This is a genomic window from Amycolatopsis roodepoortensis, assembly GCF_024628825.1.
In the GTDB taxonomy this organism is placed as follows: domain Bacteria; phylum Actinomycetota; class Actinomycetes; order Mycobacteriales; family Pseudonocardiaceae; genus Amycolatopsis; species Amycolatopsis roodepoortensis.
On the sequence record NZ_CP102415.1, the window covers coordinates 1,511,615 to 1,527,109 of the forward strand.

General features: G+C 70.7%; 7 protein-coding genes. 1 reads left to right on the top strand and 6 read right to left on the bottom strand.

The annotated features are described in order from the left end of the window. Nucleotides 1-403: 403 nt before the first annotated feature. Nucleotides 404-5,893, top strand: a complete 5,490-nt coding sequence (locus NQK81_RS07195) for an ATP-binding protein (protein WP_257487590.1) — start codon at nucleotides 404-406, stop codon at nucleotides 5,891-5,893. Between the two features lie 83 nt (nucleotides 5,894-5,976). Here NQK81_RS07195 and NQK81_RS07200 read toward each other — a convergent pair whose 3' ends face one another. The 6 genes from NQK81_RS07200 to NQK81_RS07225 all read right to left on the bottom strand — a co-directional run bounded on the left by NQK81_RS07200 (nucleotide 5,977) and on the right by NQK81_RS07225 (nucleotide 15,472). Then, on the bottom strand, nucleotides 5,977-6,516 hold the full coding sequence (locus tag NQK81_RS07200) for a bifunctional nuclease family protein (RefSeq protein ID WP_257487591.1): 540 nt from the start codon (nucleotides 6,514-6,516) through the stop codon (nucleotides 5,977-5,979). A gap of 23 nt (nucleotides 6,517-6,539) precedes the next feature. Beyond that, nucleotides 6,540-8,297: an aa3-type cytochrome oxidase subunit I gene (gene ctaD, locus NQK81_RS07205; protein WP_371878890.1), complete on the bottom strand. Its 1,758-nt coding sequence runs from the start codon at nucleotides 8,295-8,297 to the stop codon at nucleotides 6,540-6,542. A gap of 81 nt (nucleotides 8,298-8,378) precedes the next feature. Then, nucleotides 8,379-9,521: a glycosyltransferase gene (locus NQK81_RS07210; RefSeq protein WP_257487593.1), complete on the bottom strand. Its 1,143-nt coding sequence runs from the start codon at nucleotides 9,519-9,521 to the stop codon at nucleotides 8,379-8,381. 25 nt (nucleotides 9,522-9,546) lie between these two features. Beyond that, a complete protein-coding gene (locus tag NQK81_RS07215) occupies nucleotides 9,547-12,378 on the bottom strand; it encodes an acyltransferase domain-containing protein (RefSeq protein WP_257487594.1) in 2,832 nt (943 codons plus the stop codon). A 3-nt stretch (nucleotides 12,379-12,381) separates the two neighbouring features. Continuing rightward, the gene (locus NQK81_RS07220) at nucleotides 12,382-14,037 is read right to left on the bottom strand and encodes an SDR family oxidoreductase (RefSeq protein WP_257487595.1); all 1,656 of its coding nucleotides are present in this window, start codon (nucleotides 14,035-14,037) and stop codon (nucleotides 12,382-12,384) included. A gap of 529 nt (nucleotides 14,038-14,566) precedes the next feature. Beyond that, nucleotides 14,567-15,472, bottom strand: coding sequence for a LysR family transcriptional regulator (locus NQK81_RS07225; RefSeq protein ID WP_126735861.1), 906 nt, complete (start codon nucleotides 15,470-15,472; stop codon nucleotides 14,567-14,569). Between the last annotated feature and the right edge of the window lie 23 nt (nucleotides 15,473-15,495).

The following is a 15,495-nucleotide window of genomic DNA, read 5'->3' on the forward strand; positions in this document are numbered from 1 at the left end:
CGAGACCGCAACACACCTGTCAGCACACCCGCCAACGCCGCCACAACCCGACCAAGCGCCCCCAAGACCCAACCCCGGCACCCCGCTCACCGAAACCGACCCCCAAAGCCCAGCCACGACCCACCGGAACATCCCCGATGAAACCGGCGTGAACACCGGATGACACCTCGCCGACCCGGCTACCAAGCCCGACCCCCAGTTGTCCACTTCATCACGTCATCAGCCCCCTCTACTAGGTGTTCCAGGACACTTTTTGGCGGGTTCCTACAACACCCGGCCCTCGGCATGCGCCACCGACGACATTCTCGTACCGGCCGGTAAGAGGCAGGCTGTTGGCAGGAACAGAAGACTGCCCCGCGCGTGATCCGGCGGGGCGGTGTCGCGCACTTGGGAGGCTCAGTCGGTGTTCAGTCGTGTCGCCATCGTCAACCGCGGAGAAGCCGCGATGCGGCTCATCCACGCCGTCCGCGAGCTTTCGGCGGAGACCGGACGGCGGATCGAGACCGTCGCGCTCTTCACGGACGCGGACCGGTCGGCGACGTTCGTGCGGGAAGCCGACATCAGCTACAACCTAGGCCCCGCGTCGGCGCGTCCGTATCTGGATTTCGCCGTGCTGGAGCGGGCGTTGACCGAGACCGGGGCCGACGCGGCCTGGGTCGGCTGGGGGTTCGTGGCCGAGGATCCGGCCTTCGCCGAGCTGTGTGAGCGGCTGGGCGTCACCTTCATCGGCCCGAGCGCGGACGCCATGCGCAAGCTCGGCGACAAGATCGGCGCGAAGCTGATCGCCGAGGAGGTCGGCGTCCCGGTCGCCCCGTGGAGCCGCGGCGCCGTCGCGGACCTCGACGCCGCCATCAAGGCCGCCGACGAGATCGGCTACCCGCTGATGCTCAAGGCGACCGCGGGCGGCGGTGGCCGCGGTATCCGCGTCATCACCTCCGCCGACGAACTCGAGGACGCCTACGAGCGCACCAGCCTGGAGGCCGAGCGCGCCTTCGGCAGCGGCGTCGTCTTCCTGGAGCGCCTGGTCACCGGCGCCCGGCACGTCGAGGTCCAGGTCATCGCCGACGGCCAGGGCACCGCGTGGGCGCTCGGCGTCCGCGACTGTTCGGTGCAGCGCCGCAACCAGAAGATCATCGAGGAGTCCGCCTCCCCGGTGCTGGCACCCGAGCAGGCCGACGAGCTGAAGCGGTCCGCCGAGCGGCTCGCGCTCGCGGTCGGCTACCGCGGCGCCGGCACGGTCGAGTTCCTCTACCACCCCGGCGACAAGCTGTTCGCGTTCCTCGAGGTCAACACCCGCCTTCAGGTCGAGCACCCGATCACCGAGCTGACCACCGGCATGGACCTGGTCAAGGCCCAGCTGCACGTCGCTTCCGGCGGAAAGCTCGACGGCGTCCAGCCCGCCGAATTCGGCCACGCCGTCGAGGCGCGGCTCAACGCCGAGGACCCGGACCGCGACTTCGCGCCGTCGCCCGGCCGTATCGCGCGCTTGGACCTGCCCGCCGGCCCCGGTATCCGGGTCGACACGGGAGTCAGCGAAGGCGACACGATCCCGGCCGACTTCGACTCGATGATCGCGAAGATCATCGCCTACGGCCGCGACCGTGACGAGGCGCTCGGCCGTCTGCGCCGCGCGATGGCCCAGACCACGGTCATCATCGAGGGCGGCGCGACCAACAAGAGCTTCGTCCTCGACCTGCTCGACCAGCCCGAGGTGATCGACGGCAGCGCCGACACCGGCTGGATCGACCGCGTCCGCGGCGAAGGCAAGCTGGTCACGCACCGCCACTCGGCGATCGCGCTCGCCGCTGCCGCGATCGAGGCGTACGAGGACGAGGAAGCCGTCGAACGCCAACGGCTTCTCTCCACCGCGCACGGCGGCCGCCCGCAGGTCCAGCACGAGAGCGGCCGTCCGCTGGACCTCAAACTGCGCGGCGCCGCGTACCGCGTGAGCGTCGCCAGGATCGGCCACCGCCGGTTCCGCGTCGGTGTCTCGGCGGGCGGCGGCGAAATCCACCCCGCCGACGTCGAGGTCGACCGGTTCGACGAGCACACCGGCCAGATCACCGTCAACGGCACCCGGTTCCGCCTGGTCACCGGCACGCACGGGCCGATCCACCTGGTCGAGGTCGACGGCGTCACCCACCGGATCAGCCGGGACGAGGGCGGCGTCGTCCGCTCCCCGGCGCCCGCGCTCGTCGTCGCGACCCCGCTGGAGGTAGGCGCGGAGGTCGAAGCAGGCGCGCCCGTGCTGGTGCTGGAAAGCATGAAGATGGAGACGGTGCTCCGCGCGCCGTTCCGCGCGAAGCTGCGCGAGTGCGTCGTCTCGGTCGGCAGCCAGGTCGAGACCGGCGCTCCCCTGCTGCGGCTCGAGCCGCTGGCGGAGGAAGGCGCCGAGGTCGCCGAAGACACCGGCAGTGTCGAGATCGAACTGCCCGCGGAACCGGACGACACCTCGGCCGCGCAGCGGGTCACCCGCGGCCAGCAGGATCTGCGCAGTCTCCTGCTCGGCTTCGACGTGGACCCGCACGACGAGCGCCGCACGCTCAGCACGTACCTCGCCGCCCGCGCCGAGCTGGAGGGCAACGGCGACCGCCCGCTGGAGGGCGAGGTCGAGCTGCTGACCGTGTTCGCGGACCTCTCCGAGCTGATGCGCAACAAGCCGGCACGCGAAGACACCAAGACCGACACCCGGGTGCACAGCTCCCGCGAGTTCTTCCACACCTATCTGCAGAGCCTCGACGTCGAGCGCGCCGGGCTGTCGGAGTCGTTCCAGAACAAGCTCAAGAAGGTGCTGTCGCACTACGGCATCGCAGACCTGGAGCGCACGCCGGAACTGGAAGAGGCGGTCTTCCGCATCTTCCTCGCCCAGCAGCGGACCTCGTCCGACGTCGCGGTCGTCACCGCGCTGCTGCGGCAGTGGCTCACCGAGCCGCAGCCGTTCGAGTCGATGCGCGAGCCGGCGGGCAAGGCGCTGGAGGCGCTCATCGCCGCCACGCAGCTCCGGTTCCCGGTGGTCGGCGACCTGGCGCGCAGCGTCGTGTTCCGCTGGTTCGCCCAGCCGCTGCTCCGCCGCACCCGCGCCGAGGTGTACAGCGAGGTCCGCAAGCATCTGCGGCACCTCGACCTGCACCCGGATTCGCCGGACCGCGCCGAGCGGATCGCGAGCATGCTGGCCAGCGCGCAGCCGCTGGTCCGCCTGCTCGGGCAGCGGATCGGCCGCCCCGGCACCGATCACACCCCGCTGCTGGAAGTGCTGAGCCGCCGCTACTACGGCAACCGCGCGCTCACCGGTGTCCAGCAGGTCACCGTCGGCGGCTGCACCTTCGTCACCGGTGACTACACCGACGACGACGAGCGGTTCCACATGGCCACCACCGCCGTCGACCGCGCCGGGCTCCCCGGGGCGATCAAGGCGGTCGCCGATCTCGCCGCGAAGCTGCCCGCCGACACCGACGTCGAGGCGGACCTCTACCTGACCTGGGACGACGAGTCCGCCGACGACGACACGATGGCGGCCGGGCTGCGCGAGGTCCTCACGGCCGAGTCGCTGCCGAGCCGTATCCGGCGGATCACCACCACCGTCGCCGGGCACGGCGGCGCGGTGATGCACCACCACTTCACCTTCCGCCCGTCCTCGACCGGGTTCAGCGAAGAGCGGCTGATCCGCGGCCTCCACCCGCTGATCGCCCAGCGGATGCAGTTGCAGCGCCTGGCGAACTTCGACCTCACCCGGCTGCCGTCGGGCGACGAGGACGTCTACCTGTTCAAGTGCGTCTCGCCGATGAACCCGTCGGACCAGCGGCTGGTCGCGCTCGCCCAGGTCCGCGACCTGACCCCGTTGCGGGACAACGACGGCAAGCTGCTGGCCCTGCCCGCGGTCGAAGGTACGCTGGCGGGCTGCCTCGACGCGATCCGCGAGGTGCAGGCGAAGCTTCCGCCGAGGAAACGCTTCGACACCAACCGGATCATGCTGTACGTGTGGCCGACCAGCGACCTCACCGGCGAGGAGCTGGACACCGTCGCCCAGCGTGTGCAGCCGTCCACGGCGGGCGCGGGCCTCGAAGAGGTCCAGTTCCTCGGCAGGCAGCGTGACCGCGCGACCGGTGAGGTCAAAGAGGTCGCCGTGCGGATCGGCTACGACGTCAGCGGCGGCGTGCAGATGTCGCTGTCCGAGCCCACCACCGAGCCGATCCTGCCGCTCGACGACTACCGCCAGAACGTCCTGCGCGCCCGTCGCCGCGACACGGTGTACCCGTACGAGCTGACCGAGATGCTCGGCTCGTTCACCGAGTACGACATGGACGACACGAACACCCTCGTCCCGGTCGACCGGAAGAAGGGCCGCAACAAGGCGGCGATCGTCGCCGGCGTGGTCACCACGCCGACCGAACGGCACCCGGAGGGCGTCAAGCGCGTGGTGCTGCTCGGCGACCCGACGAAGGCGCTCGGCGCGCTCTCGGAGCCGGAATGCTCCCGGGTGATCGCGGCGCTGGACCTCGCCGAGCGGCTGAGGGTCCCGCTGGAGTGGTACGCGCTCTCGGCGGGTGCCCGGATCTCGATGGAGTCCGGTACCGAGAACATGGACTGGGTCGCGGCCGCCCTGAAGCGGATCGTGCACTTCACCCAGAACGGCGGCGAGATCAACATCGTCGTCGCCGGGATCAACGTCGGCGCCCAGCCGTACTGGAACGCCGAAGCGACGATGCTCATGCACACCAAGGGAATCCTGGTGATGACGCCGGATTCCGCGATGGTGCTGACCGGCAAGCAGTCGCTCGACTTCTCCGGTGGCGTGTCGGCGGAGGACAACTTCGGCATCGGCGGCTACGACCGCGTGATGGGCCCGAACGGCCAGGCGCAGTACTGGGCGCCGAACCTCGCCGCCGCGCGTGACGTGCTGATGTCGCACTACGACCACACCTATGTGGCGCCGGGCGAGCCCGGCCCCCGCAAGGCGGTCACGAACGACCCGATCGACCGGGACATCTCGTCGTTCCCGCACGCGGCCGTCGACAGCGACTTCACCACGGTGGGCCAGATCTTCTCGCGGGAGGCCAACCCGGACCGCAAGAAGCCGTTCGACATCCGCACCGTGATGCGCGCGCTGTCGGACCAGGACCACCCGGTGCTGGAGCGCTGGCCGGGCATGGCGGACGCGGAGACCGCGGCCGTGCAGGACGTGCACCTCGGCGGGCGGCCGGTCTGCCTGCTCGGGATCGAGTCGCGTTCGGTGCCGCGCCGCGGCTTCCCGCCCACCGACGGCCCGGACACCTACACCGCGGGCACGCTGTTCCCGCGGTCGTCGAAGAAGGCGGCACGGGCGATCAACGCGGCCAGCGGCAACCGGCCGCTGGTGGTGCTGGCGAACCTGTCCGGCTTCGACGGCTCGCCGGAGTCGATGCGGAAGCTCCAGCTGGAGTACGGCGCGGAGATCGGCCGGGCGATCGTCAACTTCGAGGGCCCGATCGTGTTCACCGTGATCTCGCGGTACCACGGCGGCGCGTTCGTGGTCTTCTCGAAGGCGCTGAACCCGAACATGACGGTGCTGGCGCTGGAAGGCTCGTTCGCCTCGGTGCTCGGCGGCGCGCCCGCCGCGGCGGTCGTGTTCGCGGGTGAGGTCAACGCGCGGACGGCGGCGGATCCGCGGGTGCGGTCGCTCAACGAGAAGCTCAGCGGGGCGACCGGTGCCGAACGCGCCGCGCTGGCGGCGGAACTGGCGGAACTCCAGTCGTCGGTGCGGTCCGAGAAGCTGGGCGCGGTCGCGGCCGAGTTCGACGGCGTGCACAGCATCGAGCGGGCGGTGAAGGTCGGTTCGGTGGACGCGATCATCAGCGCCGCCGAGATGCGGCCGCGCATCATCGAGGCGATCGAGCAGGGCTTGGCGAAGCAGTAGCGGCCGCCCCTCCGGATTGTCAGGAAAGGGCCGTTCAGGACGAAAAGTGTTCTGAACGGCCCTTTCCTGACATCCGGGGCAGGCTAGCGCGGTGGATCGGGCGGCAGGTCCCCGAAGTCCTCCGGCGCGATCTTGTCCAGCGCCTCTCGGAACTCCTCGACCGCCCGTTCCTGCGCGACCGGATCCGATGGCACCGCGGGCAGTTCCGCGTCCGGCCCGGAACCGACGATCTCGACCCGCACGGAAGCGACCTCCAGTACCGCGTCGGCCACCTCGATCCCGACGCCGGCGCGCAAGCCGATGGCGACCGCGTCGCTCGGCCGCGCCGAGACGCGGATACCGGAATCGAGCACCAGGTCGGCGAAGAAGATGCCGTCCCTCAGCGCGGTGACCTGCACCCCGGTGACCCGGTGCCCGAACGACTCGACCACCTGGCCGATCAGTTCGATCGTGCCCGGCCGCGGCAGCCGGATCTGCTCCTGCGCGAGCGCCACCGCGCTCGCTTCGGGGCCGCCGATGGTGATCGCCAGCCAGCGGCGTTCGCCCTCCCGCTCCCGCAGCAACATCACCGGTGCCGCCTCCGGGGCCAGGACTGCCATCCCTTCGACATCCATGGGGATCATGCGCGGTACCTCATTCCCTCGGGTCAGGCGGTGTCGTCGTCCTTCAATGCCTTGTCCGCCACCACTTCCGACGGGGTGGCCTGGTCTCGGCGCTGGAACGGGGTCGTATGCCCCTCGGCGCGCAGCCTGGGGATCATGTGGGGGTAGTGGAGTTCGAACGCCGGGCGTTCGGATCGGATCCTCGGGAGATCGAGGAAGTTGTGCCGGGGTGGCGGACAGGTCGTCGCCCATTCCAGGGAATTCCCGTGTCCCCACGGATCGTCCACTTCGACGACCTCCCCGAACCGGTAGCTGCGGACGACGTTCCACAGGAACGGCAGCACCGAAGCGCCGAGCAGGAAGGAGCCGATCGTGGAGATCGTGTGCAGCAAGGTGAAACCGTCGGTGCTCAGGTAGTCGGCGTAGCGGCGCGGCATTCCTTCGTTGCCGAGCCAGTGCTGCACGAGGAACGTCGTGTGGAAGCCGATGAACGTGGTCCAGAAATGGAGCTTCGCGAGCCGCTCGTCGAGCATCCGCCCGGTCATCTTGGGGAACCAGAAGTAGATCCCGGCGAAGGTGGCGAACACGATGGTGCCGAACAGCACGTAGTGGAAGTGCGCCACCACGAAATAGCTGTCGTGGATGTGGAAGTCCAGCGGCGGCGCGGCCAGGATGATCCCGGTCAGCCCGCCGAGCAGGAATGTCACCATGAACCCGATCGACCACAGCATCGGCGACTCGAAGGTGAGCTGTCCCTTCCACATGGTGCCGATCCAGTTGAAGAACTTGATCCCGGTCGGCACCGCGATGAGGAAGGTCATGATGGAGAAGAACGGCAACAGCACCGCGCCGGTGGCGAACATGTGGTGCGCCCACACGGCGAAGGACAGCGCGGTGATCGCGATCGTCGCGAACACCATGAGCTTGTAGCCGAAGAGCGGTTTCCGGCTGAACACCGGGACGATCTCGGTGATGATGCCGAAATACGGCAACGCGACGATGTACACCTCGGGATGGCCGAAGAACCAGAACAGGTGCTGGAACAGGATCGCCCCGCCGTTGGCCGGATCGAACACGTGCGCGCCGAGGCGCCGGTCGGCCATCAGCCCGAACAGGGCCGCGGTGAGGATCGGGAAGACCGCCAGGATCAGGATCGTGGTGAACAGGATGTTCCAGGTGAACAGCGGCAACCGCCACATGGTCATCCCTGGCGCGCGCAGGCAGAGGATCGTGGTGACCATGTTGACCGCGCCGAGGATCGTCCCGAGCCCGGAGACGATCAGGCCCATGATCACCAGGTCGGCGCCGACGCCCGGGGTGTGCGCGGCGTTGGACAGCGGCGTGTACATCGTCCACCCGAAGTCGGGCGCCCCGCTCGGCGTGAGGAACGCGCTGAGCGTCATCAGCCCGCCGAAGAGATACAGCCAGTAGGAGAACGCGTTCAGCCTCGGGAAGGCGACGTCCGGTGACCCGATCTGCAGCGGCAGGATGTAGTTGGCGAAGGCGAAGAGGTTCGGTGTCGCGTACAGCAGCAGCATGATGAGGCCGTGCATGGTGAACAGCTGGTTGTACTGCTCCTGCGAGAGGAACTGCATCCCCGGCCTGCCCAGTTCGCCGCGCATCAGCAGCGCCATGAACCCGCCGATGAGGAAGAACGCGAACGAGGTGCTCAGGTAGAGCACGCCGATCGTCTTGTGGTCGGTGGTGCGGACGACGTTGAGGAACACGCTGCCCTTCGGCGCCCGGCGCCGCCCGCCGAAACGGACGGCCTCCGGGCGGGGCGAGGTCTTCACCGCGGTCATGGCGACTCCCAGCACGAGGACGCACCTTCTGAAGGCTGGTACCCCTCCAGGAGAGTCCCTACACGCGGGCTTTTCAAGAGGCTAGCCGAGTAGCGTCTCCAGGTGGTCCGCCGCCGCGGCGGCCCCGCCCGCCGAACGGAACGAGGCACCCACCTTTTCCGCGGCCGACCGGTACCCCGGATCGTCCAGCACCCTGGTCACCGCGGCCGCGATCCGGTCCGGTTTCGCGCGGCCGGACCGCAGCCGGACGCCGGCGCCCGCGTCGACGACCTGCCCGGCCACGATCGGCTGGTCGTCCCGGATCGGCGCGACCACGAGCGGCACCCCGTGCCACAGGCTTTCGCAGACGGTGCCGTGCCCGCCGTGGCAGACGACGGCGTCCACGTGCGCCAGAAGCGCCATCTGAGGCACGTGGGGCACCACGAGCACCTTGTCCCCCACCGGCCCCACGGCGCCGCCGGGGTCGGCGACGACGGTCCGGATCCCGCCGATCCGGGAGAGCCCGCGTGCCGCCGCGCGGAGGAAGTCACCCGCGGTGCCGGCGTCGGTGGTCCCCAGGGTGACGAACACGGTCGGCACCGCCGGGTCGAGCCGGTCCCATGGGAAGTCGCAGGTGGGCGCTCGGCCACCGATGGCCGGGCCGACCAGCCGGACCTGGTGCGGCAGCGTGGCCGGGCCGAGCAGTTCGCGGGTGGTGAAGGCGAGCACGCCGTGCGGGGACATCCTCGGGTCGGCGGGGCCGCCGTCGATCCGCGTGCGCAGCGCGTCGAGCAGTTCGTCGAGCCGGGCCGCCGCCTTCGGCATCCCGGCCAGGGGATCGACGAGTTCCGCGGACGTCGTCGCGGAGGTGACCCACGGCAGGCCGAGCCCGTCGGCGACGAGGCCGCCCGCGACGGCCTGCCGGTCGGCGACCACGACCTGCGGGCGGAACCGGCCGATCGCGGCGCGGACGCCGGGCGCCATCGCCTCGGCCAGCGGGATCAGGAACTCCTCCCACCGGAGCCGGTACGCCGCCGGTCCCTGGAGGCTCGCGTCGCGTTGGGATGGGCGGCGCGGGACGGCGCACGGGAACACGTCGGCGCCGTCGCCGGCGAGCCGCCGGATGATCTCCGGCCGTCCCGCCCAGGCGACCTGGTGGCCGCGCGCGGTGAGGGCGGCCGTGACCCCGGCCGCGGGGTTCACGTGCCCGGTCAGCGGCGGCGTGACGAAGAGGAATCTGCCCACTCAGGCCGCCGTTTCACACGGGTGTTCAGTGGTCATCGTTCTCCGTCCAAGCCACGACGTAATCCTTCGCCGGGGTGGTGATCGTGGTGTGCCACACCGGATACCGGGTACCGTTCACCGCGACGGTGAGCCGCCCGTCGTCCACGCCGACGACGGTGAAACCGTGCGGGCCGGTGCGGAGCCGTTTCGCGACGGCCTCCTTCGCGGCCCGGAATCTGGTGAACCACAAGGCTTCCGGTTCGCCGAGCAGGGCACGTTCCGCCGCACCGAGGGCGGCGGCGACCGTGCTCTCGGGCCGGTCTTCGACGGCTTCGACGTCGATCCCGCACGGCCCTCGGCGGGCGATGGCGACGCCGAGCGCGTCCTGGTGGGCGATCGAGACGGTGAGCTCGGGCAGCGTCCTTCCGTAGGCGCCCGAAACTTCCGGCGCTCCCGAGGAGTCGTTGCCGACGCGGAGCTCGGCGGGGAAGATGTCGCCCGCCCCGTCCGTCCACAAGAGACGGCGGACGGCGTCCTTCGCCGCGATGCGGCCGAGCAGCCAGCCCCGTCTCCGGGGCGGCGGCTGGTCGGCGTAGGCCTGTCTTTCCTCACCGGCCAGCACGTTCCGCATGATCAGCTCGCGCGTCGCCAGATCCGGCCACTGCTCGCGGACCAGCGCCCAGCCGCCGGGCCGTTCTTCCGACAGCGTGGCGCGTTCGGGCCGCCGGTCCATCGCCCGGATCACCGGATTGCTGTCGAAGCGGCGATCGCGCCAGCCCTCGATCTCGGCCCAAACCCGGCCTCCGCCACGGATCAGCTGGACGTCGGCTTCGAGTTCCGCGTCGGTCACCGACACGACGTGGACGACGCAGTCGACCCGGTCGCCGGGTAACGGATGCTCGCCGTAGAACCGGATCCGCCGCATCCCCACCGGGAACACCGTGGTGCGGGCGGGCAGCCGCGACATGATCCAGTACCCGAGCAGCTGCCCGGCGTTGTCCAGCAGCGCCCCCGGCGCCTCCGGGGTCCGCAGCACGCCGCGCACGTGCCGGTCCCCCACCGCGACCAGTTCCTCGACGCCCTGGAACCTCGGCCCGTGGAACATCCAGCGATCGGTGTACAGCTGCTCGGCGCGCAGGTCCGGGGTCCGTTCCCGCTCGGCCGGGAAGGTCCAGGCCCCGGGTGGATCGGCCGGGAACCCGGCGTCCAGGTCGATGACGGCCCTGGAGTAGTCGCCCAGGGACACACCGACCCGGGAAGCGCCTTGCGGCACCACGGTCACCGGGACGTCCAGCGCGGGGATCGCGGCGATCCACTGGTTCAGCCGGACCTCCTCCAGCGCGACCGCGCGCCTGCCCGGCGCGGCCTGTTCGGCGAAGTCCACCAGGTGCCCGATCACCGTCGTGGCGGGCACGACCGGCCACGAGTCGGCGGGATCCGCGCCGGGCGGCTGCTTGAAGAAGCAGTGGTCGAGCAGATACGGCATCGTCTCGACGGAGACGCGGAGTTCGGTGCGCAACGGCCGCGCCCGAGGCGCCGGCCTGGCGGCGAACAGTCCGGCCGCCAGGCCGGCGGTGTCGGCCGGCGACCCGGAGAATCCGGCTGCCAGCGGGTTCCGTTGCCCGATCCGGTCCACAGTGGACGAATTGGCCCCCGGCGGCCGGAAGCCGCGCCGGACACGCTCGTCGAGCGACACCAGCGCGCCGCCGAGATCCAACCGGATCGTCCTGCCGCGCTTCACGCCGCCTTGGCCCGGCAGGAGTTCGAACGCCGGATCGGCACCGTCGGCCCACAGCCCCGTCACCACCCGCAGCAGTTGCGGGAGCCCGGGCCGGTGCGCGGAATGCGCGGCGACGACGAGATGTTCGCGGTCGTGCAGGGTGTTCCCGATCAGCGATCCGAGCTGTCCGGCGCCCGTCTGCACGAACGCGCGGAAGCCCGCCGCGTACATGTTCTCGACGAGGACACGGAACCGTACCGGCTCCAGCAGATGCCGCACGAACAGTTCCCGCACTTCGGCGTCCGAGGACGGGTAGTGCCGCCCTGTCGTGGCCGACCAGACGGGAGGTTTCGCCGGGTGCGACGTACAGCGCTCGGCCGCCTCGCGGATCGGGCCGAGATACGGCTCGATCATCGGGGTGTGGAAACCGGGCCGGCACGGCAGCACCTGCGAGATCACGCCGTCGGCGCGGAATTCGCGCACGAATTCCCCGACGGCCTCCGCCGGCCCGCAGATCAGCGACTGGTTCGGCGCGTCGTCGTGCGAAAGGACCACTTCGGACTGTCCTTCGAGGACTTCGAGAACCGCCGACGACGAAGCGCCGATCACCGCGAAGGCCAGCCCTGGCACCTTGAGCGCGCCGGGATCGAAGCCCGCCAGGAACGAGTCGGCCTCCGCGCCGGAGTGGATCCCGGCGACGGCCATGGCGGTCCACTCCCCCAGGCTGTGCCCGGCGAGCGCGTCCGGGGTCACGCGCAGGCCGCGTAGCGCCTCGTCGAGAAGCCTGCCCAGCTGGAACACGCCCCTACCGTGCCTGCCGGCGTCGATGCCGAAATGCCGGGCGACGTCCTCGGCGTGCGGCTCGAACTCGTTCTCCAGCCCGGGGAAGACGAACGCGAGCTTACCGCCGCCTGCGCCGAGCAGCGGTTCCGGAACGAACCAGAGATCGTTGCGCCCGCGCCAGGGTCTGCCCTTCGCGACCACCTTCCTGGCCAGGTTCAGCCGTTTGGGCGTCGGGTCGACGAGACCGAGCCGGACCCGGCCGCGGCCGGTGTCGCTCTCGGCCAGGACGTCGTCGTGATCGAGCAGGCAGCCCATCTCGGCGACGGTCGGCGCCGAGAGCCGCAGGACCCGTTCGGGCTCGGAGACCTCGGACACCGGTCACCACCCCGACGCGGTGTAGGTGACGGCCGTGAGGCCCTTGTCGCCCCACGCCAGTTCGCGCAGCAGGCTCAACGTGCCTTCCCCGGGGTCGATCCCGCGCCGGCCGGTGGCCGCCCACGGTCCCCAGTGGACGGTGAGCCCGCGCCGTCCGTACACAGTGGACCAACGGTGCCCCAGCGCCTCCAGCGCGTCGTTCGCGGCCGCATAGTCGGCCTGACCCCGGGTCCCCAATGCCGCGGCGACACTGCCGAACAGGACGGCGAACTTCGGCGGCTCCGGCAGCTCACCCACCGCCGCGAGCAAGGTGCTCGCCCCTTCGACCTTGGCGGCGAAGACGCGGTCGAACGACGCCGGGTCCTTCTCCGCGATCAGCTCGTCCTCGACGACGCCCGCCGCGTAGACGATGCCGTCGAGCCGTCCGTGTCCGGCGTGGATCTCCTTGACCGCGCGGTGCACGGCTTCCGCGTCGAGGACGTCCACCGAGTGGTAGCGCACCGGGCTGCCGAGATCGCCGATCCGCCGCAGCGTCCCGCGGGCCTCGCGTTCGGCCTCGATGAGCCGGAGTGTCCGCTCGATCTCGGCCGGTTCGGTCAGCCCGCTACCGATCAGGGCCGCCCGCAGGTCTTCCGTCGTCGTGGCGGTGGCGATCACCGGCTCCTCACCGTCGATGGGCACGGCGGTGCGGCCGAACAGTTCGAGGTGACAGCGCGACGCCGAGGCGAGTGTGGTGGCCAGCCGGGCGGTGATGCCGTTGGCGCCGCCGACGAGGAGGACGACCGAATCGGCGTCCAGGCCCAGCGCCTCGGCTTCCGCCGTCCCGTCACCCGCCGCGCCCGTGCTGCCGAGGCCTTCCTCCGTCAGCCGCAGGCCGCGCCGCGCGCCGTCGCGGCGGACGACGACCGGCTCCCAGTCCCCTGCCGACAACTCCGCGAGCAGGGTCTCCACCTGTTCGTCCACAGTGGATTCCGGATGCTGCTCCACCACCCGGGCGACCGTGTCCGGGTACTCCTTCGCCACCGTCCGGAAGAAGCCGCGGGCACCGTCGGCGGGCCCGTTCGCGATGAGCCAGCGCGGCCCGCCCGCCAGAACCGCCTGATAGAGCGCGAAGTCGTCGGGGAACGACGGGGACAGGTGGAACACGCCGTCCGCGCCGTGCCGCGGCACGGCCTGGACCAGCTCGGTTTCGGCGCCGTACCCGGCGAGCCGGGCGGTGAGCATCTCGGCGACCTGACCTTCGCCGACGACGGCGAAACGGAGCCCGGCCAGTTCCTCGTCGACGGGGACGGCGTCGGCGAGGTCGAATTCCCGCATCAGGTAGCGCTTCGGCGGCGCCACGACGGCGCCGGACTCCTCGGCCCGTTCGATCGAGTCGGCTTCCAGGGCGAGATCCGGCTCGGGAGGGGCGACGGGCGCGGGTGGCCGGACGCCGGGACCGGCGCCGAGGTAGCCGAGCAGGACGTCCCGTTGCGCGGCGATCATCTCGCGGCCGGTGCGGAGGAACTCCGAGATGAGCGCCTCACCGCCGTCGGTGCCGGGCCGGGAAGTCACGATCGCCTCCGTGGGGATTCGCTGGGGTGGGTGCGGGGTGCGGACGAGGTGACCGTCGCCGGTCCAGCCCGCCTTCTTCGGCGGTCGCGAGGACAGCGCGTCCACGCACGGGCCGGTACGGCCGCCGCCTTCGAGCCTGACCGTCCGGTATGGACGGTCGCCGAGCACGGCAACGACGAGCCGGGTGAGGACCAGTCCGCCGTACCGGTCAGCGTCGAGGCATCGGCGCCGGGAAACGACTTACCCACGGGAAGCCTCCGGCACACGGAAGAGTGACTTGGTCACCGGGCGTACTTAAACGCAGGCGAGGCCTTACGTCAATACTCGACAGTAGGGTTTCCGGTCACAGGAACCGGATGGCGGAACGCCGACCTGCGAAACGCGAAGAACGTCGCGGAAATTTAGCGTTCCGGATACACCGGAGGCCTCCGTGCGACCCGGTTTTCCCACAGTGGCAACGAAGAACGGCCGATACGCCATCCGGAGCTGTTACCCGGAGTCCACCATTCCGCTTTCATCGGACCACCGGGAATGGTGGTCCGTACCTATTTCCGGAAATCGACGGCGATTCGTCCTATCGTCGGTAGCACGCCGATGACGGATTCGGTATCACGCGAAGAGAACGTGAAAGGACTCAGCGGGCTTTCGCATTCCGGACCGCGATGCTCAGCAGTTCCGCGGCCGGACCGGCGAGCCGCCGCCCGGCGGGCCACACCGCGCGCAGTTCCCGCCCGAAATCGACGCCGTCCACCGGGACCGGGACGAGCCTGCCTTCGGCGACGTCCCGGACGATGGCGAGTTCACTGATCACCGCCGGACCGGCGCCCGCGATCACGGCGTTGCCGACCGCGGAGGCGGACCCCAGTTCCAGCAACGGTTTCGCCGGGCCGACACCGGCCTTGCGCAACGCGGCGTCCACGGTCTCCCTGGTCCCGGAACCCGGTTCGCGGACCACGAGCGGCGTGATCGCCAGTTCGGCCGCGGTCACGGGCCGGCGCTTGCGCGTCCACGGATGACCCGCGGGCACGACGAGGACCAGGTGGTCGGTGGCCACCCGCCGGGACGAAAGGCCGGGCAGCGAACCGGGCGACTCGACGAACCCGAGGTCGACCTTGCCCTCCCGCGCCAGCTCGGCGGCCTGGTCGGAGTTGGTGACCTCCAGCCCGAGGTAGAGCCCGGGGTCGCCGCGTTTGAGCTCGCCGATCCAGCCCGGCACCAGATACTCGGCCAAGGTCATGCTCGCGGCGACCCGCAGATGCGCCTCGTGCTGGGTGCGCAGGGCTTCGGCGCCGTCGAGCAGACCGTCGAGTTCGGACAGGACGCGGTGCGCCCAGCCGGCGATGACCCGGCCGTCGGGGGTGAGCGCGGAGCCGCGCCGCGTACGGTCGACCAGCACCAGCCCCAGCCTTCGCTCGACTGTGGACAGTCGTTTGCTCGCCGACGGCTGCGCGATCCCGAGGCTGGCCGCGGCCTGCCCGATACTGCCGAGCTCGTCCACGAGCACCAGCAGGCGCAGGGAGTCCAGATCGGGTGCGGTCATAGCCCAAGTGTATGACCTACCCC

Coding starts and splice junctions, on each gene's coding strand:
- NQK81_RS07200 (WP_257487591.1), bottom strand. CDS start 6,516: ATGATCCCCATGGATGTCGAAGGGATGGCAGTCCTGGCCCCGGAGGCG.
- ctaD (WP_371878890.1), bottom strand. CDS start 8,297: ATGACCGCGGTGAAGACCTCGCCCCGCCCGGAGGCCGTCCGTTTCGGC.
- NQK81_RS07225 (WP_126735861.1), bottom strand. CDS start 15,472: ATGACCGCACCCGATCTGGACTCCCTGCGCCTGCTGGTGCTCGTGGAC.